The sequence below is a fragment of the Candidatus Harpocratesius sp. genome, from assembly GCF_054039255.1.
On the sequence record NZ_JBPLBG010000003.1, the window covers coordinates 20,163 to 38,736 of the forward strand.

The 18,574-nt window shown below is 31.1% G+C and carries 23 protein-coding genes; 16 read left to right on the forward strand and 7 right to left on the reverse strand.

Annotated features, from left to right (window positions below; all coding sequences use genetic code 11):
• Nucleotides 1–2: 2 nt before the first annotated feature.
• From ACXLDF_RS00100 to ACXLDF_RS00155, 12 genes are all read left to right on the forward strand, one after another.
• A complete protein-coding gene (locus tag ACXLDF_RS00100) occupies nt 3–722 on the forward strand; it encodes a CPBP family glutamic-type intramembrane protease (protein WP_457556442.1) in 720 nt (239 codons plus the stop codon).
• Nucleotides 723–731: 9 nt separating this feature from the next.
• Nucleotides 732–857 (forward strand): hypothetical protein, encoded by a 126-nt coding sequence (locus ACXLDF_RS00105; RefSeq protein WP_457556443.1) that lies wholly within the window; start codon nt 732–734, stop codon nt 855–857.
• Nucleotides 854–1,336, forward strand: coding sequence for a hypothetical protein (locus tag ACXLDF_RS00110; protein WP_457556444.1), 483 nt, complete (start codon nt 854–856; stop codon nt 1,334–1,336). The genes ACXLDF_RS00105 and ACXLDF_RS00110 overlap by 4 nt, the downstream gene beginning before the upstream one ends.
• Nucleotides 1,326–1,904, forward strand: coding sequence for a hypothetical protein (locus ACXLDF_RS00115; protein ID WP_457556445.1), 579 nt, complete (start codon nt 1,326–1,328; stop codon nt 1,902–1,904). The genes ACXLDF_RS00110 and ACXLDF_RS00115 overlap by 11 nt, the downstream gene beginning before the upstream one ends.
• On the forward strand, nt 1,897–2,121 hold the full coding sequence (locus ACXLDF_RS00120) for a hypothetical protein (RefSeq protein ID WP_457556446.1): 225 nt from the start codon (nt 1,897–1,899) through the stop codon (nt 2,119–2,121). Before ACXLDF_RS00115 ends, ACXLDF_RS00120 begins: the two co-directional genes overlap by 8 nt.
• A gap of 4 nt (nt 2,122–2,125) precedes the next feature.
• Nucleotides 2,126–3,541 carry a hypothetical protein gene (locus ACXLDF_RS00125; RefSeq protein WP_457556447.1) on the forward strand — a complete coding sequence of 472 codons (1,416 nt, stop codon included), beginning with the start codon at nt 2,126–2,128 and terminating at the stop codon, nt 3,539–3,541.
• A complete protein-coding gene (locus ACXLDF_RS00130; RefSeq protein WP_457556448.1) occupies nt 3,534–4,112 on the forward strand; it encodes a hypothetical protein in 579 nt (192 codons plus the stop codon). The genes ACXLDF_RS00125 and ACXLDF_RS00130 overlap by 8 nt, the downstream gene beginning before the upstream one ends.
• A complete protein-coding gene (locus tag ACXLDF_RS00135) occupies nt 4,112–5,797 on the forward strand; it encodes a hypothetical protein (RefSeq protein WP_457556449.1) in 1,686 nt (561 codons plus the stop codon). Before ACXLDF_RS00130 ends, ACXLDF_RS00135 begins: the two co-directional genes overlap by 1 nt.
• A 405-nt stretch (nt 5,798–6,202) precedes the next feature.
• Complete coding sequence (locus ACXLDF_RS00140; RefSeq protein ID WP_457556450.1) at nt 6,203–7,261, forward strand: DNA-methyltransferase; 1,059 nt, start codon at nt 6,203–6,205, stop codon at nt 7,259–7,261.
• A 67-nt stretch (nt 7,262–7,328) separates the two neighbouring features.
• A complete protein-coding gene (locus ACXLDF_RS00145) occupies nt 7,329–7,943 on the forward strand; it encodes a hypothetical protein (protein WP_457556451.1) in 615 nt (204 codons plus the stop codon).
• Between the two features lie 338 nt (nt 7,944–8,281).
• Nucleotides 8,282–8,965: a hypothetical protein gene (locus ACXLDF_RS00150; RefSeq protein WP_457556452.1), complete on the forward strand. Its 684-nt coding sequence runs from the start codon at nt 8,282–8,284 to the stop codon at nt 8,963–8,965.
• Nucleotides 8,966–8,969: 4 nt separating this feature from the next.
• Nucleotides 8,970–9,302, forward strand: coding sequence for a type II toxin-antitoxin system PemK/MazF family toxin (locus ACXLDF_RS00155; protein ID WP_457556453.1), 333 nt, complete (start codon nt 8,970–8,972; stop codon nt 9,300–9,302).
• Nucleotides 9,303–9,664: 362 nt separating this feature from the next.
• Here ACXLDF_RS00155 and ACXLDF_RS00160 read toward each other — a convergent pair whose 3' ends face one another.
• Nucleotides 9,665–10,918: a hypothetical protein gene (locus ACXLDF_RS00160; RefSeq protein ID WP_457556454.1), complete on the reverse strand. Its 1,254-nt coding sequence runs from the start codon at nt 10,916–10,918 to the stop codon at nt 9,665–9,667.
• A 517-nt stretch (nt 10,919–11,435) separates the two neighbouring features.
• On the opposite strand from ACXLDF_RS00160, the gene ACXLDF_RS00165 reads away from it, so the two are divergent.
• A complete protein-coding gene (locus ACXLDF_RS00165) occupies nt 11,436–11,990 on the forward strand; it encodes a Pycsar system effector family protein (protein ID WP_457556455.1) in 555 nt (184 codons plus the stop codon).
• A gap of 21 nt (nt 11,991–12,011) precedes the next feature.
• Nucleotides 12,012–12,719: an adenylate/guanylate cyclase domain-containing protein gene (locus ACXLDF_RS00170; protein WP_457556456.1), complete on the forward strand. Its 708-nt coding sequence runs from the start codon at nt 12,012–12,014 to the stop codon at nt 12,717–12,719.
• Between the two features lie 128 nt (nt 12,720–12,847).
• Here the strand turns inward: ACXLDF_RS00170 and ACXLDF_RS00175 are convergent, their stop codons facing one another.
• The 3 genes from ACXLDF_RS00175 to ACXLDF_RS00185 form a co-directional block, all read right to left on the reverse strand.
• Nucleotides 12,848–13,249 (reverse strand): hypothetical protein, encoded by a 402-nt coding sequence (locus ACXLDF_RS00175; RefSeq protein ID WP_457556457.1) that lies wholly within the window; start codon nt 13,247–13,249, stop codon nt 12,848–12,850.
• Nucleotides 13,250–13,315: 66 nt separating this feature from the next.
• Nucleotides 13,316–14,218 carry a hypothetical protein gene (locus tag ACXLDF_RS00180; RefSeq protein ID WP_457556458.1) on the reverse strand — a complete coding sequence of 301 codons (903 nt, stop codon included), beginning with the start codon at nt 14,216–14,218 and terminating at the stop codon, nt 13,316–13,318.
• A gap of 396 nt (nt 14,219–14,614) precedes the next feature.
• Nucleotides 14,615–15,070 carry a hypothetical protein gene (locus tag ACXLDF_RS00185; RefSeq protein WP_457556459.1) on the reverse strand — a complete coding sequence of 152 codons (456 nt, stop codon included), beginning with the start codon at nt 15,068–15,070 and terminating at the stop codon, nt 14,615–14,617.
• Between the two features lie 17 nt (nt 15,071–15,087).
• Here ACXLDF_RS00185 and ACXLDF_RS00190 point away from each other — a divergent pair, with 17 nt between their 5' ends.
• Nucleotides 15,088–15,405 (forward strand): hypothetical protein, encoded by a 318-nt coding sequence (locus tag ACXLDF_RS00190; RefSeq protein WP_457556460.1) that lies wholly within the window; start codon nt 15,088–15,090, stop codon nt 15,403–15,405.
• 274 nt (nt 15,406–15,679) lie between these two features.
• Here the strand turns inward: ACXLDF_RS00190 and ACXLDF_RS00195 are convergent, their stop codons facing one another.
• The 3 genes from ACXLDF_RS00195 to ACXLDF_RS00205 all read right to left on the reverse strand — a co-directional run bounded on the left by ACXLDF_RS00195 (nt 15,680) and on the right by ACXLDF_RS00205 (nt 17,836).
• On the reverse strand, nt 15,680–16,420 hold the full coding sequence (locus ACXLDF_RS00195; RefSeq protein ID WP_457556461.1) for a hypothetical protein: 741 nt from the start codon (nt 16,418–16,420) through the stop codon (nt 15,680–15,682).
• A 220-nt stretch (nt 16,421–16,640) separates the two neighbouring features.
• Nucleotides 16,641–16,802: a hypothetical protein gene (locus ACXLDF_RS00200; RefSeq protein ID WP_457556462.1), complete on the reverse strand. Its 162-nt coding sequence runs from the start codon at nt 16,800–16,802 to the stop codon at nt 16,641–16,643.
• Nucleotides 16,803–16,903: 101 nt separating this feature from the next.
• Nucleotides 16,904–17,836: a DNA-methyltransferase gene (locus tag ACXLDF_RS00205; protein ID WP_457556463.1), complete on the reverse strand. Its 933-nt coding sequence runs from the start codon at nt 17,834–17,836 to the stop codon at nt 16,904–16,906.
• A gap of 439 nt (nt 17,837–18,275) precedes the next feature.
• Here ACXLDF_RS00205 and ACXLDF_RS00210 point away from each other — a divergent pair, with 439 nt between their 5' ends.
• Entirely contained in the window at nt 18,276–18,476 is a 201-nt protein-coding gene (locus tag ACXLDF_RS00210) for a hypothetical protein (RefSeq protein WP_457556464.1), read from the forward strand.
• Nucleotides 18,477–18,574 lie beyond the last annotated feature (98 nt).

Here is an 18,574-nt window from a genome sequence, read left to right on the forward strand (position 1 = left end):
ATATGAAGAAAAAACAACTACTGTTAAATGATAATCCTATTGATATAATAGGATTATTTATTGGCCTAATTGCAATCGGAGCGCAATTGATTTTGTATTCAGTGTTTTTAATGGATCCAGATTTTTCTCCAATTGCGCCAGATTCGCTAAGTTATGTCTTACGTGGAACAGCAGCGTTAATGATAATGTTTGTCTCACGCCTAATATTTCAATCAAAAAAAGGAAAAAAACAGCCCATTATTGGGAATCAATTTGATCCAGAAGATATTCTCTTGTATGTGCTTTGTATTGCTTGCTACTTTGGAATTCAACTTATAATCATGGCACTTAGCGAAACCATCTTTCAAGTCACCGCGGTGCAAGTATATTTCTTTTTCATCACAGGAGGTGAAATTGAGGAATTAATCTATCGAGGCGCGCTTATCATGTTCATACAAGGGTTATTAGTATTCATTTATGAAAAAAATGGAATGAAAGTTAAAAATAATTCTGATTTACTCCCGATTAATGTAATTTGTGTGCTTATCTCTGGAATGCTATTTGTTTTTGCTCATGGGCGCTATCTCACAAATTTTGCAACTTATTCCATTACTATTCTTGGTGGGTTTTCTCAAGCATTTTGGTATGTAAAAACAAAAAATATCACAGTGCCAATGTTAGCACATGCAGCAATTAATTTTGTTGCTGCAGGGAGTTTAGTTGCAACCTACAATCTAATTTAGGTGATCAAGATGAAATTTTACATAAAATTATTTTTGAGTTTGGTCATTTTAGCAGGAACTGTAATAATTGCTTGGTATTATTCCGATCAATTTGTGGCAATCCCTGTAAAAAATATCATGGAGGGGTGTTTGTGAAACCTGGACAAATTGTAGGAATAACGCTATTATCTGGATTAGTTGGGATTATACTTGCTCAATTATTACTTCCTATATTTATTATTACCATCGAGCCGAGTTTAGATCAATTAAGTCTCGCAGACATGACAAATATATTGTCATGGGCAGCAATCCTAATGACATTTGCAGGTTTGTTCATTACCATCATTGTATTTTCGGCGCGCTATAAATTTGGTGCGATGATGTTTGCGTTGTTATGGACTACAGTCATTTCAATCATAGTTTTGTGTTTGGGTTCATTTTGGTATTTAGCGCTTTATAATCCCGAAATGTTTCAAACGACGAATTTTTTGGTTAAAATTCTTAAATTCGGAACTTATCCTACTTTGGTCACGTTAACACTTGGGGATCCGCAACCAATATGGATTATATCAACTGTTCTGTTTATCACTATATTTAATCTGATCTTCTTGGGGTTGGTCAAAAATGAGAAATAGGCAAAAGGGAATTTATTATAAACGAGCCGGGCTGTTTTTGTGGGGAGAAGAGATTTTGAATTTTATCTTCAAATATACTTTCTCTACTTTGATTTTTTGGGGATTATACAAGACAATTTATGATATGGAAATAACGGATGTATCTTCCGGTGTGACAAAACTAAGTTATATAATTCTCTTTTCAATCGGCGCAAATATAATGGGATTATTTGCAAGTTGGTTTGCAATTTTGACTGTGTTGCGTATATTTAACGCGCCGAAAAAAGGGATTACCGAACTCAATAGTTTTCCCGATTGGGAAGAATTTATCTTGATTATGATGGAGATTTTTATCAATTCGTTACTGATAATAGCAGGCTTTGTCATCTATTTGCAATCGATAACTGAAACTTTATGGCAATTTATTACATATTATCTTGGTGTTAAGATTATCAGTCATTTTGCAGCGCGTGGATTGGGCGAATGGGTTAAAAAATCAATCTTGCGCGCTTTGCTTTTTGTGCTCAGTTTTTTTACAATAATTTTAATATCGGTAGTAAAAATTATAGAGGTGAAATTAATTGGGTAGAACATCGAAAAAATCCAAACAAATTGCGCTACTGTCAGGGTTATGCAGTGTGTTAATGTTATCTTGGGTGATTGGAATAATAATCGTCAATTTCGGAACGAGTTATACTCTTCCTGTTTTGAATCTTCATTTGCTGACATTAGTGAGCGGATTTACTTCGGTATTAGTAATTCCAATAATAGCCTTAGCAATGAAAAAATTAATGCGGGGGAAATAACCATATGGAACAATCACGATTAGAAAGAATGAGAATTAAACTCATGGGAAAAAAGCCACGTGAGAAAATTTCATTTAAAGAAAAAGTAAAGCAGTTAAATAAAGATCAGCGGGTGATCTGGATGATGTCGTTAGTTTTTATCTGGTTTTTCATCATCGAAATTGTGGGTGGAGGTGTAATGATTACTGTTGCGACACAAAAACGCCGCGCTGATTTAGAATATAATCAAGCGATAATTGATTACAATCAAGGAAAGCTAAATCAAAGCGCTTGGGAAAATGCACAAGAAAAATATCTTCAAATTAAAACCGAAGTAGAACAAGCAAATACTATTTTGTATATAGCGATTGGTGCAGGGTTTTTCATCGGAATTCTATTGTTCGTTGCATTGTATTTTCTAATGAAATATTGGCAACAAGGTTATGCAATGGAGCAAGGAGAAATGGATTCCATGGAAGGAACAATATCACTTGATGATTTTAATACATATAAATATCTTATTCAAACATATCCTGATTCTGCAACTGAAATCAAATCGACTGAAGAAATGTTCGAAGTATATGAGAAATCTAATTTCTTCCAAACTTTAGTCAAATCAATTGAGTCAGATGTGCCTGCATTCAAATATGATCCAGGCGACATCTTGAAACAGCAAATGGAAAAAGAGTTGCCTGAACTACATAAAAAGTTAAAAGAAGTGAAAGAAGATGAGAGAGATTCTCCAGAAATTCAGATTCGATATAAAAAAATCAAAACTGAGGCAATTCAAAAATTATTAGAGAAGATTTGTCCTTTTTTAACAACATTAGAAAAAGAATTCGATGGAAAATTATTTTTATATTACCGTCGATGTAATAAAGTGGTTAGAATCGATGATCCATCGATAGATTTTAACGATGATGAGGATCTCGAACAAGATAAATTTTATTCCATGCGGGATATGTTTTATTTGCTTCCTGTTCCAGAAAAAATATATTTTAATCAATTTAGACGTCGTCGATCTCCAGTAAATGAAGAAATTACTTTACGGAAAGGGTATTTTGATTTTCGTTTGGCAACTTATTATGCGGGTATTCCTGTATTTATTGATAGGAAACTTCTTCAAGAGAAGAAAGTCCATGATCGTTCATTAGCAGATACCAGGTTAAAAGCTCTGACCTATCTTACCGATCTGATGTTAGATAAGGATCAAGATCTGCGGGATGAGATAAAATCCAAGGATCTCCAGATATATGACTTATTAATCAAATTGGATAAAAAAATCAATGAAGAATTGTCGCGCGTTCTTCACAGTGGAGAATTAGAACGCGCTTGGCGGAATCGATATAAAATGGATAAAATCAATCTTACAGGATTTGTTATGTCGATGTTATGTTTGGGGCTTGGGTTTTTAGCAGGGATGGTGATCTTTCGTGCCTGATAAAGATATCGAAAATATGAACCAATTAATTAAAAATTATACTCAAGCGGTCCTTACTTTCAATCGTCAAGAGCAAAGAGAAGAAAAGCTTCTTGAGTCTTTTTTAGTAGAGATGGAATCTGTGTTTGAGTTCATAGATTCGGTTGATGTCGGGAATGTTCATGAATTATTCACTAAACAGTTCAACCCTAAGAATCTGGCCCATTCCGTAAAGATAATCGCTGATGCTTCTGAAGAAGAACGATATGTATTAAAACAATATCGACATCTTTTGATAAACCGGTTAAATGCCTATGATAAAGATAGAAAACTGCTATATGATTTATTAGTTCGCTATTTTATCCAATTTCTCAACTGCTTAGAAGATCATGAGAATTTAGATATGCAAATACGGAGGTTAATGATCCTATCGGCGCTTGGAATTCAGATGAATGCTTCCGATTCTTTAATTCGATTTATCCAAGGGCCTTTGCAATCTGAAATTTATAAGAAAAAATCGCAACTTGAGCGCGCCATTGGTGGAAATAGTGATGACGAATCGAAAGAAACAAAAAGGAGTAGGATGGAATAATGGAAGCTAAGGAACTTATTAGTTTACTCGATTCTGCGGGGACATATATCAAGCGAAAGATTGATTATCATCGAATTTTATTTTCCGAATACGAACTTCCCCCGATTCAAGAAGAATATTTTGTGCGCCAATGCGAAAAAGATCCCGAATTTGCCGAAGCCGTTAAGCGAAACGTCACCGATATTTTTTTGGATTATATCGATGGAAGAATTGCGAAATGTTCCGGAGATCCGAAACGAAATTCGAATATTAATTTTATTTTTATCGGTGAACAAGATTCAGGTAAATCGACGTATTTGGTTGCTATCTACCTTTACTATCGGAAAAAACATAAGGAATATTGGGATCGTGATGTGGATTTTGTTTGGACTTTCAATACTGCTGAAACCCTTGAGGCTTATACATCTGTGCCCGATTTCACCATGATCATCCAAGATGAAGAGGATGAAATGTCTGGGGATGGTTCGCGAACGACGGTAAAAAATGAAGGAAATCTCATCAAGCGCGGACGTTTTACAGGTATTTCACTTTTGAAAGCATGCCCTGAATTGACTGTGATCCCGGGATGTGATTACGCGCTTTTACCTTTTGGGTTTTTAAAATCTGGAAAAAAATATCTGGAAAAAACGGGAGATCCATCAAAATGCGAAGGGAGACTTTTACTATATTCAAAATCTCGGTTTAAATCCAGCGGGTATGTTCCATTAGGTTATATCAAAGTCGCAATGGGCAATGCTATCAAATTCATGGATTCGCAAAAATATTTTGAGTTGAAACGAAAATCATTTAATAAAATTAAAGAATCAGGTGGTGCCTCAGGTGTTGATAGAAAAAAGCGGCGTGCCGAGCGCGAAAAATGGGCAGAAGAACTATTAGAGGTTGCAGTAAAAAATGGATGGGATGGAAAAGCTAAAAAGGATCTGGGCCTGTGGCTTGATTATACTGAAAATATCCCACTTCCATTACCAAAAGGGGAGTATGAAAAGCTTATTGCTTTAGTGCAAACAAAATTTGAAAAACAACACAAAACAGATGATTCAAATACAGAATCTAATATCAAGCGCAATATCAATTTTAATGAGGAATTTAATGTCGACTTGCACAAAGTCTTAGATATCTTAGAACAAAAATCGATTAAAAATTGGACAACACAAAAACGGGATCTGGCGATTTACCGCGTTATGATGGATCATCCACAATATACGAATGAGCAACTTGTAGATCTGGAAGAATTGAAGGCAAAATTTCCAAATAATTACCCAACAGACCAATCAACATTTACCAGGATTCGATCAAAAGTAGGTGGTTATATTTCGGAAGAAAAAGGCGCGGAATTCGAGTTATGGCTTAAAGCGCAATATGAAAAAGATCCAAATGTTAAAAAGGTCATACGAGATGGGGGTCAAAGCAAACCCGATTTGACAGTTATCTATAAAGATAATCGAGTTTGCTATGTTTCGTGTAAGTGTTTTTTGTTTAAAGGAAGATCAAAATCTATCCCTCTAAAAAAGTTTGCACCGGAATTACTTGCTGCACAAAAAGATCTAAAAAAAGGAAAGGTCGCAGAATGTGTTGCTGAAATATTTAATCTTCACACCAAAAAACAACATTACCATAAGTTTTCTCCTGAAGAGATTCTTAAATTTACTCGTAAATCAAAAGAACGCATTACAATCAAACCTTAGGTGTCTTCTTTTTTTGCTAATTTTTCCCCCACCATCATAGATCTTTCCCCACCCATCATTGCATTGAGGCTATTTTGAGCGACTAAATTTTCCCCCATATAACAACACCCCCTCTTCCCATTTTGTTCGTGTGGCGTGGGCGTGGTTGTGTGTGCTGTTGGTCTACAATCTTGTTAAAGGGCGCAGGCGTGGGAGGGATAATTTTCCCCGGAGGGATGGAGGGGGGTGTTGATAGAAATTATTATATTCCTTGATTTGAGTGAAAGGAGAACTTTCAGAAACGCGTTCTTTTCAACAATATATCTTTGCGACGATTGTACATTTTCAGCAAATCTAGTACCAATTTTAAGATCTCGGCATGAACACCGATATGATTAAATATAATTACTACTTAAGTTAAGATATATGCAAATATTCGAATATACAAATGAATTTCATAATTTGGGAGAATATCAAAAGTCAAATCTTGAAAGCGATAGATTTCAATATGGCGCCCAAACGATCTTCTTCAAATCATGCGAAAAGATGGTAGAGTTAAATGATAATTCAATCGATTTAATTATTACTTCTCCTCCATATAATCGCGGAAAAAAATATGTTTCAGATAAAAAAACAGAATATAACGATTCCAAATCTTTTTCGCAATATTTTCGATTTTTGTTAGAAATTTGGAAAGAATGCTATCGTGTGGCCTCAGATTCTTGTGTGTTCTTCTTAAATATTGGGGATGCAGCCGATAGTCAAGGATTATCGGAAAAAGTTGCTCAACTCGCAGAACAAGCCAATTGGATTCGCATTCAAGATATTATTTGGGTTAAGAGTATTTATGGAAAAGGACATTATACACCATCTGGGGGAAATCGACGATTAAATAATATTTGGGAACATATTTTTATGTTTGTCAAGAAAAAATCCCGTTATTCCATAGATCCTAAATCCATCGGGATACCATATGCAGATAAATCTAATATTGGGAGATATAGTGACATGGATTTGCGTGATGCAGGAAATGTTTGGCATATTTGTTATGAAAAAACAACAGGAAGAAAAATTAAGAAAGGCCATGCTGCACCATTTCCCTATGGTCTTCCCTATAAATGCATGAAATTAGTTCCAAATTCCAAAACAGTTTTAGATCCTTTTGCAGGAACGGGAACAACTCTTGCAGTAGCAAATTTACTAAATAAACAAGGATTTGGATATGAGAAATTTCCCAATAAAGAAGTAATTTTGAATACTTTTCAATCTGCATTAAATTATTTACCAGATACTCCGATTTTAATTCCACATTATCATGAAACTATAAAATATCTCATCAGAATGTTAATGCAAGGCAATTTAATGAAGTTCCAACCTCCAAAATCAAAGATTGATGGAATACGTCAACAGATTGTTATCGATACTTTGCAAAAAATGCAATTGAAAGAAACAATTCAGTTTAAACACCTTGATAGTTTTTTCTAGTTTTTCCTAACTTTATATTAAGGAATTATTAAATATTTTTATTATAACAATACATATATTCGTTCATATGGACCATGATGATGAACAGCAATTTACTTTAATGCTATCATATCAATTTAATGATCTAAATTTTAAAGAAGTTTTAGAAATCCTTACCAACATCTTGGATTCGAGCGAACGCGCCACAGTTCTTCGAGTCGATCTTTCAGATCCTGCCATCTCCCAAGCGATAGATAAAATTAAGGAAGTTATAAATACAACTGTTCAAGAATTAAATGTTGCTGGAAATTTTCCAGATAATATGTTAAAAATGGGAAATATGATGTTAAATGAGATAATAAAACGATTTAATAGGGAATCTGGAATAATTGCAAAAGGTTTTTCTTCAAATGCAGGATATCCTCGTGGAGAAATTAGTATTAATGGAATTAAATTCTATTTATCCCCGAAAACTTCAAATCTTAACAGATCAGGAAATCTTCGTTATTTCTATCTTTCTCCAGGCGAAAGAATCTCTACACTTAGAGGGGATGCATATCATCTATCAGCATTTTTTGATATTGCAGATGATTTTTCTCAGATTAATTCATGGAAATTGTTAGATTTAGCTGATCTATCATTAAATATTAAATTCGAGTTTAATGCTTCACGGGATGATTTATTACGATTAAATCAATTGTAAAATAGTTCTTTATCAATTTTTCTGATAAATGATATTTTTCTTTTAATTATATATATCGTCGATTTTCGAATTGATGATTTTTTTCAAATTTAAATTATTATATATCTTTAACAAGAATTTAATTCATTCAAAATACTTTCAATTACTATATTAATCCATTAATGTAGAGCATTTCTATCAATTCTTTTCTTCGATCTTTGATATTATATGAACTGTTTTTATCCGTCTTTTATTTCGGAGAAAATCCGGACTATGCCCCCTCTACCCGTAATTGGCGAAACCATTAAGGATCCTTAGCAATGTATTTAAATTATCGACCTATTTATATAATTGTATAAATGGCATCAATGATCATGGAACCTACAAGAAGGAACGATGTGCCTTTGGAAGATCAAATCTTATATATTTTTTTATTAGGGCAAATGCCCAAATATCGGCTAAGCGCAATCGATTCAATGAAATATGTATTTATCATAAAATTAGAGTCCTATAATCAGAAGAAAGTTCTTTTTCGAAGTCAATTTAAAATGAATAATAAAGGCCCTATTTCACTACAAGTATATGGAAACCGGGATAAATTAGATCATTCTCCCTTTGCATATTACAATCCTGAATTAGAACCAGAAAATAAACAAAAGACAGATTTTCTGCAATTAAATGAAAATGCATATCATGTGTTGGATTGGATTGAGACTTATGCCCAAGATCATCTTGAACCTTTTTTATTTATGTTAAATATCATAGAAAAATATCATTTTGGTGAACTTGAATGGAAAAAACGCCAAGATATTGTGTATAATATGAAAGTAAATGGAAAAAAGGTGGCAGAATATGATAAGAAAACCCATGAAATTTTCGATATGCATTATTATAGTGATTGGGATATTTTTACCATTGAACCTCAAGCTAAAAGAAATGAAATAAAAAGTCTATTGGAAATTTCTCATATATCATTATTGGAATCAGTTCAAGAAGAAATATGCCTCTATGGAAGTAAACTAACTCTTAGTGAAAATTGGTGATTCTATGAGTTCCAAAGGTGATATAGTACTTTATGACTTTCCCTTTTCTGATCATTATATTGGATCTAAAGTCCGTCCATGTTTAATCTTAAGTAGACTTCCTGGTGTGAATAATATTATGTGCCAAATTACGTCTAAAATTAAATCGGGACAATTCAAAATCCCTATTGATAATACAAACTTATCTTCAGGATTTTTGGTTAACAAATCTGTCATTCATTATGATTGTTTATTTACAGGGCATCAAAAATTAATTAAAAAAAAAATTGGCTCTTTGAAAACAAAAAAGATGAACGAGATTATTGATAAAGTCAAAAATCTATTAGATCATTATTAACTCCGAAGTAAAAAAAACATCTTTGTTTTTTTACTTGTTTATTTATTGTAAAATTCATCCAAAAATAGTTATAGCTATACCAATACCATAATTTAATTAATTTAAAAGAATAAAAAAATTAAAAACCTTATTTTTTATCATCTTGTTTTGTATTCCGAAGAGATTTGCGCTCATCCAACATCCTCTTAGCTTCCCTTATGAAGTTATGCCTTTGTTCATAAGATTTACTAACGATATTATAATCTATTCTATATTCCATGAATTATTCCTCCCGACCATTATATTCATATTATTTATAGTTACAATAATTAAATATTTAATGTTTTTTTTTATAATGCTCAAAAATTTTCCATTATTATTTGTCATTTAATATTATTTACACGTCTAAGATAATCTAAATTATGATCCTTATTAAAATAGAATTTTCTTTTAATCCAAATGAATCCGTCTTCTTTAGTAATCACAGCAACATCTGTAGGGCCTCCTACTGTTTCGGGATGTAGAGATATCTTCCGATGAAATGAAGTGAGAGAAACTAATGTTTCTGCAATTGTTGCTAATTCATCTTTTGCGCAATGAATTAATCCAGGATATAACGCTTGATTCTTATAAATCTCGCCTATCTCATTGCATTCTTGTTGGATTTCATCTTTTGTATCTTTAATTAAGGTTTTTATCTTGTTCAAATCCTTTGAATCAATTTTCTTTTTTAGGGAATTTTGAACTTTTTTGAAAAACTGATCTAAATCATTTTCAATCAAATTTAAAAGAAGGTATCTTATAATAGGATGAATTCCCTCTAAAAAACTATTTATCATATCGTTTTGAGCAAAGGACATTACTTTAACGGGATTTTTTGTAGATATTTTTTGAGGTTCTCCTTTACTATAAAAGATGCAATCTTTATACCAAAAATTAATATAAAATTCATATGCAACAGGAAAATAATCATTTTTTCCATATCCTGCAATAACAAATCCTGAAGAATTTGCGAGAAAGAACTCATTTTTTTTAATTATTGAAAGATAAATGAGATCAATCGTTTTTTTTATCAAATTCTGCGGAATTTTTAATTCTTTTTCGAATATTTCCTTTATTATTTGAGAAATTTTTGATCCTTCTATTTTAATTTTTGTTAAAATTTCATCTGTTCCATTATAATAATATTCTGATTCTTCAAGTTCTGATTCCAAACTTCCAATAATGTTTTTTAAATTTTCTATTAATTTTTTATAGTAAAATTTACTACTCCTTTCAAGTTCACGGTCAGTATTTGATATAGCTTCATTTACAAGGGTTTCTGCATTTAAAATAAAATAAGTTTTTAATTGATCCTCAAAATCAGATTCATCATGTAATTCGATTTTTGTTTCTAAAAATTCAATAAATTCATTTGCATAATTTTCTAACATATTGAGTGGTTTTTTGCGAGATTTCAATTGAAATTCTTTGATAAATAACGAAATAGGATAACCAAAGATCGAATTTGAGCCGTATATCATTATTCCAACTGGAAACTGTCTTGAAAGCATATGAAGTTTTAATGATGTATTGCGAACTTTTGAACCAATCGTTGCAGCGCTATCTGCAGCCAAAGCAACGCCATACTTATTCATAACTAATATCTCTGTTGTCATTTTTGATCTTTTTTCATTGATTTAATCAATACAAATAATATTTTTTTATTTGTTAATGAATCTTAAAAAAATTGTGTTCATTATTAAAAACAAAATATCTATTATAATTCTTAAGTTTTCAAGCTAATTATCCGACAAAAATTTTCCTCAAAAATAATTGAAATAATGTTGATATCGTTGACTTAAAACCAAAAAATTAGGGAAGATGAATAAAAATTTAACAAAAGAAAAATTAAAGAATGAATTGATGCTTTTATTTCAACAAAATTAAATATTAACAAGATACAATGGAGAAAAACGATTATAAATAAAGTCGGTTTTAAGATTAAACGTAGTAAAAATAATATTTAAAAAAAAGTCTTAACTTGTAAACTTAAGAATTTAAAAAATCAACAAGAATGGACAAAAAAATTTCTTCTTGCAATGTGAAATTATTTAAAATCGAAATGAAACCTATTTAAATTTCATTATGAAATAATAATATGAATGATTCAAAATGAAAATTAAAGATAAAAATGACTTTTTAAACTTAGCTTTTCAAAACAATCAGGAAATGATAAATTTTGCTGATTCTAAAGCAAGTACAGCACTTACAATTCAAAGTATCATTATATCAGCGGGTATGGCAGGAGCCCTTCTATCAGATACATTCCAAATTCTAAAAGATCCAATTCAAGTGAATTCACCTGGTTTATTTTGGGTTTATATAATATGTTTAGGGCTTTTTCTTATATCTTCAATAGCAGGAATTATACTCTCCATCTCTGTAATATATCCCAGAGAATCACAAGAAGAAGGAGAAATTAGTAGAGAAGGCACATTCTATTTTGGACATATTGCAAGTTATAAAGACTCAGATGAATATATTTCTAAAATTGATGCTTTAGATGAAAGACAACTTTCTGAAGAATATTGTAGGCAAATTTATCAAATTTCAAAAATTGCTCAGAAAAAAATGAAAATTCTCTCTACATTATTTATAATTCTTATCGGAAATCTAAGTTACATGATCTTTATTCTTATCTTTACTTTAATCTTACACTTAATTTAATAAAAAACTGGGTGAAAAAAAATGGTTTCAACACGTGATTTAGAAAATAAAGTCAAGGACTATCTTTCTGGAGATTATGAAATTACAGAAATTGATTATGTTCCAAATATTAATAATGTCTCTATACATAAAAAAGCGATAAAAGTAAAAATGGTTACATTTTGTATTGACCTTCGGGATTCAAGTGAATTGCTTTTCATTCATCAAAAACAAACAGCAGGTAAAATACATAAAACCTTTCTGTTAATCGTTGCAGAATGCATAAAAGATTATGGAGGACGAATTCGAGATTTTCAAGGTGATAGTATATTAGCATTTTGGCCTGGAAAACTTCAAAAAGATATTGAAAATGCAGTTCAATGTGCAATGAAAATAACATGGTATTTAGATATCAGGTTTTCTAAATATTTCGAAAAATATTCAAAATTAGATTTCGGAATTGGCCTTGATATTGGGGATGTTTATGTGATTCGAGCAGGGTTATCGGATAAAAATGATAATAATGATTTAGTATATATTGGAAAAAGCGTAAATTTTGCGGTTGCAATCGCAAATCAAGCAAAGAATCCTTATCATTTGGAAATCTCAATGGATATTTATAATAGACTGTCTAAAAATTGTATATACGATAATAAAAATACAAATATGTGGAAATCGGAGATTATTATTTGGAAAAACCGTCGATATGATACTGCTATTACAAAATATTATTTACCAGAGAAAGATTAGTTGAGTTACTAAGAAAAAATGAAACTTCCGACAAAATTAACTATATCGAAATTTCAGAGTATTTCTTCAGTTCCATAATAGAAATGTTTTTCTGATTACTTTCTTATAATTAATTTCATCAAAAAGATTTAAAAATAGGATTTATAAACTTCTTTTACTGCTTGATATATAGTTGATTTTGCATATGCATCACTGAAACGTTCAAATGCATATTTTCGCACCTCTTTTATTGTTTTGCCTTTGAGGTATTCTAAATCCATAAATAAATAAGATTTAATTTGTGCAATACGCGATTTGCGCCCACCAGTTCTACAACGTAATTTTTTCTTTATTGAAAAAAATAACCCTGAAGCAATTTCTTCAGGAGAAAGCATTCTTAGCATGAGATGAGCAAAATCTTTATCTTCTTCTTGAATTTTTATCTTTAATAGAGGTAATGCTTGAACAACTTTGTTGAGAAAAGTTATTTCCACTTCAGAAAAACCAAGATCAATTTGATGCAATTTTTCCAGTAACTGTTCATTGTCCATAATTTACTTCTCGAGCAAACAATATTTATGTTTTATGCATGATCTAAATTTGAGCATTTTTGTTCATTATTCTAACAATCGGTCGGTTGTATTCCATGCATAGATGAGATTATCAACCATATATGTTGAATTAATTCCAATGCAGTTCATTCCATCAGTGGGGTGTTCAGTCCATAATTCCATACCTTCTCCAGTTTCAATTATATCATATACTTTTCGCATCTTAAGGTACGATCGATTGCGAAGCTGTTTGATACTGAAACTAAAATCCCGATAAAATTCTTGAAGAAACAACATTACATTATATGTATCAAGGTCAGTGAAATTCAATTGCATTATTGATGCGGGGATTATAATTTTTTGATTGTTTTCATTCATCCAAGTCTGTTCGTCTGATATATATATATAATAGAGATCCCAGTAACATTGCATGAATCTTCGTCCTTGTTCTGAAATATAATACGTTAAAACCTTTCCTTTACGAACATAATTGAGTTTAATCAATTGATTCATGATATGTCTCAACCCTTCCCGAGATGGTGTGCCGGGAAATTTCCTCATCATGTCAATTGTCATAAAGTCTCGAGAATACAATCTCGAAAGCATTACAAACGTTGTAATGCGTTGCGTGAAACTCATTTTAGGTAATTCTTGCGGGTAGTGCAGAGTAATTACCCGAATAACACGATGACCGAATGTTGTAAGCGAGTAAATATTTCCAATATCATCATACTGCAGCAATGACCCGTCAATTAACTGATTGAGATATTTTTTCCTTAAGGCATTTTTATGCAATTCAGTTCTTTTAGCAATTGCTGCAACATTTGCACCTGCTAATGAATCAAGATAGCGCATAATTTGCAAGTGTTCATATGTAAAAGATCGCATGAGATTAAGGGTAATGATCTCATCCATATTGATCTCCAAAAAAAGCGAAATTTGATCAGAAGTAGTGGTTGAATTTTTCATAGTAACATACTTACAACAACATGGTTTGAGATTACCATAACAGATCAGATCACCATAACGACCTACAGAGCATTACAGCAAATGATAGAAAAATCACTATGAGATTAATGTATGTGCTGGGGTGCGTGGTGCCACGCAAATCGATCAGTTTGTCACTTTTTTCACTCAATTCGAATGCGAAAAGCTGAAAATCGCGCTCAAAATATTTGCATGTTTTATACAAAAAAACAAAAAAATTAAACTGAAAATAAAAAGTGGTAAGAATTTTCTTATTTTTTGAGCGCGATTTTTTGTTTATAAACAAATTGGTGTGAAAACTGTTGGAATTTTTCTAATTTTTTATGTGTAGAATTGATGTGTAGCAATATATTAATAGGTAGATTTCTAATTTTGATTTTATGGTTGATTTAAGAAAGTGGGATTCCGAACAAGACCAGAATTTGATTTCTTAATAATAATTTCTTTTTTCTTGATTTCACTATTCAAATCTTGAAGAAATCGTTCGTACAATTTTTCATTAATACCTGGAAGTCTGGTGCGTTCGGTTTTAGAATGAACTATAATGAATGAACTCTTGATTATAAAAAATAAAACACCGCAACCTATTGCAGCTGCAATAAGAAAAGTCCCAAAAAATAAATCAATCTTTAGAAATAACACTATTAATCCGCAAAAAAACAAAATCATTCCTAAGGGCAATAAAAGAATTGGGCGCGAATTTTCATATTCTACTTTCATGATAGACTCGCATCGAATTTCTGTCCGTTTGATTTTGGTAAATGTTCGACTTTCGACAGAAAGCCAACCATTCTTAATTGAATATCTTGAAATAACATTCTGATTTTTGGCCATTATTATAATCACATCGTGTGATAAAAGCAGAGCGAAAAGCACAAATTGCCCGAAGACAACAATATTATGGAATTAATAAATGTATTTTTTTATTAGGTCTTGCAATTGTTACAACCAATATTTTATACAATTGGGAAGCAACACTTCAATTTCTTAATCAATGGAATTTTTATTCTCAAATGAATGGAATTAAGAAATTCTTAATCATGTTTGTAATTGCTAATTTTTCGTTTTGCATTTTTCTAAATATATTGCCTTATAAAAAATGCAAAAAAGAGAAGATTTTAACAATTATGATAAAGAGTAATTGTCAAGACTTAATTTGTTTAAAATAACAAGAGAAAAAATTTTGAAATTAGCACATGAAGTGAAATTATGAAATTGTATTTCAATAAAAGCAAAAAGTAGCACAATTGTATTACATTTATGAGGTAACATAGCACAATAGTCATATAATAATAGGATTAATAGAAGAAATAACGAACAACCTACGAATATAAAAAAAGAATTCTTCGTATTGATTCTAATGAAAATTGAAAATGCATAAAAATTAAAGGTACAATTTACACAGATTTGAAATGTGAAGAGGAACAATGAAAATGGCTAATATTAAAAGTATTCATTAAAATCCTCAGGATCAAAATTAAAATTTCTTCGTCCAACCTCCACATAGTCAGGTATTTTATTTAATATCAGTTTATATTTTGGATTGCGTTCGCTATCATTAGCATTTCTTCCTTGTTCAAAAATACCTAACCAATCATTATCTTGATCTAAATATTCCGGTTTAATAAAAATAGCAATACTCCAATATGGTACAAAAAATTTTTTTAATTTTCTGCGTTGAACACCTTCTTGTCTTCTTTTTTTCTGATAATCGCTTTGTCCTAAGAATTTCTCACGCCATTCATACAATTTAAAATCGTCATCTTTTGTCACTTTTGCCACAAGATAAACAATTCCTATTCCATTATGTTCTACAATCTCTTCTTCAAATTTTTCAACATCGGATAATATCATATCTTCAACATCGTGATCATGAAATCTAATATCCCATAAATAGTTCTTTTTCATTCGATATTTTGATCCAACATCGTATTTTTTCCAATTTCCATTTGGTTCACACAAGTCCATTCTTATGATATTTTTAATAAAGAAATTAGGCCATTCAAATTGTCGAGCCGATGGCATATTATGATTAACCATATATTCTATCGCATCTTTCCCATAAACTTGCCAAGCTGGGTCAAAACTGCCATCTCCCCTCCGAACCATGCCTAATTTGCTATGAAGATTCTCCATAATTTCATTAGCTTCGTCTTTTATGACATTCATATCAAAATCAGTCATAATTAGTAACTTTTAACATACCGTTAAAAACCTTATCTTTGTAAATAAATTAAAGGAAAAAACCAACTACGATTCTGTTTTCACTTCTTTTAGATAGATATAATATGCTCTTTTGAAATCAAGATCATTTTTATTTTCTTCAAATAACTCTTTCAAGAGTAAGTATTATGACTAAGAACATATGATTTATTGAGATGGATGATAGAAAAAATTCGAAAAACTATATTTCTTCTTCATCTTCTACATCCAAATCATCTAAATCTAAGTTTAAAGGAGAAAATCCAATTCTAAACTTCTCCTGTAATTCTTTGTGGAACAGATTGATTTTATATTTGGATGTTGTTCTTGGATTGTCATTAGAATTGCGTAAATTTGAAGCCAATTCACCTAACCATCCTGAAGAACGTCTTGTTTGAAATGATGTAAAATCTGGAAAATAAAATTTCTTAAAGAAACAGCGAAAAAATATAATTAGAATCTCAATTAGGAAGATTTAGATTTTAATTTTTCTCGTTTTAAATAAATCTCATACGCTTTTCGGTAGGACGGATCAAGATCCTTTGCTAATTCTTCTGGTGTTTTAATTCTTTCGCGATAAGGAATATAATCTGCGCCCAATTCACAGTTTGCCAAATTTGAGTCAATAATTTGTTGCATCTTCGGATTCATCTCAAAACCGAAATAATGCCGGTAATTTAATTTCGCAGCAATTGCCGTTGTACCATTACCCATAAATGGATCGAATACTAAATCTCCTGGGCGTGTTGTAAAGTCAATCATCCGCTTTACCAGTTCTTCAGGGAGTTTAGTACCATTTTTTTTCTGTTCCATTTTATATGTACGGGGGATCTCATCCCATACATCCAAATTATAATGCTCAATTCGATGGAAAAAATACTTCTTTGGATTTTTTACCACCCAAATGATATGATAGTGGGAACTCACAAATTTCCTGGAAGCAAACGGACCAAATTGGTATTTCCAGATGATATGATTAATTAAATGCAAGTTAGCTTCTCGAATGGCTTTAAGAATATATTCTAAGTTTGTCCAACCAGAAATAATAAATGCAGAAGCATCTGGTTTCATTATTCGAGGCAATTCACGAATCCATGCTTCAGAAAATGAAGGATAATCTGAAATTTCCACATATCCATCTACCACATTCTTTGCTTTGCGATTATAAATCGCTTCTTTTCCAGTAAAATTGATCCCAAATGGAGGATCCGCAATGATTAGATTCACACTGTTGGGATCCATATCCTTCATACCCTGAATACAATCTTGATATTGGATTGAATCATAGTAGGGTTTGACATTCTCGGAAAATAATCGATAACAATCCTCGTGATCCCAATTAAACTCAGGTTTAAAATAGAATTCTGCTAAATGCGGAATATATTTTTTTCTCCCCATAACCACACCTTTATATTACTGTGTATTTCCGAAGCTTAAAAATCTTTCGAGATATTGCTTTAATTGTAAAAATATTAATAGCTAAGCTGAGCTAAGCTTGGCGAGCTTGTCCAGTTATTTATTTTAAAATCTGGAGTCTTTTTTATCCCACTACGATCACATATTCATTTCTCGAATTAATTATTACTTAAGAACGAGGAAAAAACAAATTAAGGTTTTCATTTTACTTTCACTCATCCCTCACTGTCTCAGAACTCCTATTCTGTTCAAAAATAGTGTTTAAATCATTAATAAGTGAAGTATGCATATGTATACATTCGAAGAGTTTATATTTTCACTGAACTTTATTTATGTCGAGAGCAATTCTCATAATCATAAGATAATTTGCAAGATTGTGTATCACTTTTGTAGCACTGATTTATGTCAAGGAGGAAAAAATTTGGAAGAAATTGTAAACTTTGAAAAATTAGATAATCAAATCTCAGACATTTTTAATCCTATTCAATTCGGCATGAACACTGGCGCTCACCTGATTATATTACGAGTTAAAAATATGATTGGATGTTCAAAATCAATTCATGAAATTGAAAAAGCCCTGGATAAAATAGATGAAAAAATTATCAAAAACTATGATTTTTGATCGTCAATTATGGTAAAACGGGTAGTTCTTTTTCTTTTATTATCTGAATTTTCGGATGTGGCTTCAAACATTTTTTTATCTTTTAATTTTTCATAATA

Bases quoted from the DNA above. Each gene is read 5' to 3' on its own strand.
- ACXLDF_RS00175 (WP_457556457.1), bottom strand. From the start codon at position 13,249: ATGGACAATGAACAGTTACTGGAAAAATTGCATCAAATTGATCTTGGT.
- ACXLDF_RS00155 (WP_457556453.1), top strand. From the start codon at position 8,970: ATGAGTTCCAAAGGTGATATAGTACTTTATGACTTTCCCTTTTCTGAT.
- ACXLDF_RS00180 (WP_457556458.1), bottom strand. From the start codon at position 14,218: ATGAAAAATTCAACCACTACTTCTGATCAAATTTCGCTTTTTTTGGAG.
- ACXLDF_RS00150 (WP_457556452.1), top strand. From the start codon at position 8,282: ATGGCATCAATGATCATGGAACCTACAAGAAGGAACGATGTGCCTTTG.
- ACXLDF_RS00160 (WP_457556454.1), bottom strand. From the start codon at position 10,918: ATGAATAAGTATGGCGTTGCTTTGGCTGCAGATAGCGCTGCAACGATT.
- ACXLDF_RS00195 (WP_457556461.1), bottom strand. From the start codon at position 16,420: ATGACTGATTTTGATATGAATGTCATAAAAGACGAAGCTAATGAAATT.
- ACXLDF_RS00105 (WP_457556443.1), top strand. From the start codon at position 732: ATGAAATTTTACATAAAATTATTTTTGAGTTTGGTCATTTTAGCAGGA.
- ACXLDF_RS00170 (WP_457556456.1), top strand. From the start codon at position 12,012: ATGGTTTCAACACGTGATTTAGAAAATAAAGTCAAGGACTATCTTTCT.
- ACXLDF_RS00145 (WP_457556451.1), top strand. From the start codon at position 7,329: ATGGACCATGATGATGAACAGCAATTTACTTTAATGCTATCATATCAA.
- ACXLDF_RS00205 (WP_457556463.1), bottom strand. From the start codon at position 17,836: ATGGGGAGAAAAAAATATATTCCGCATTTAGCAGAATTCTATTTTAAA.
- ACXLDF_RS00100 (WP_457556442.1), top strand. From the start codon at position 3: ATGAAGAAAAAACAACTACTGTTAAATGATAATCCTATTGATATAATA.
- ACXLDF_RS00165 (WP_457556455.1), top strand. From the start codon at position 11,436: ATGAAAATTAAAGATAAAAATGACTTTTTAAACTTAGCTTTTCAAAAC.
- ACXLDF_RS00125 (WP_457556447.1), top strand. From the start codon at position 2,126: ATGGAACAATCACGATTAGAAAGAATGAGAATTAAACTCATGGGAAAA.
- ACXLDF_RS00185 (WP_457556459.1), bottom strand. From the start codon at position 15,070: ATGGCCAAAAATCAGAATGTTATTTCAAGATATTCAATTAAGAATGGT.
- ACXLDF_RS00135 (WP_457556449.1), top strand. From the start codon at position 4,112: ATGGAAGCTAAGGAACTTATTAGTTTACTCGATTCTGCGGGGACATAT.
- ACXLDF_RS00115 (WP_457556445.1), top strand. From the start codon at position 1,326: ATGAGAAATAGGCAAAAGGGAATTTATTATAAACGAGCCGGGCTGTTT.
- ACXLDF_RS00140 (WP_457556450.1), top strand. From the start codon at position 6,203: ATGCAAATATTCGAATATACAAATGAATTTCATAATTTGGGAGAATAT.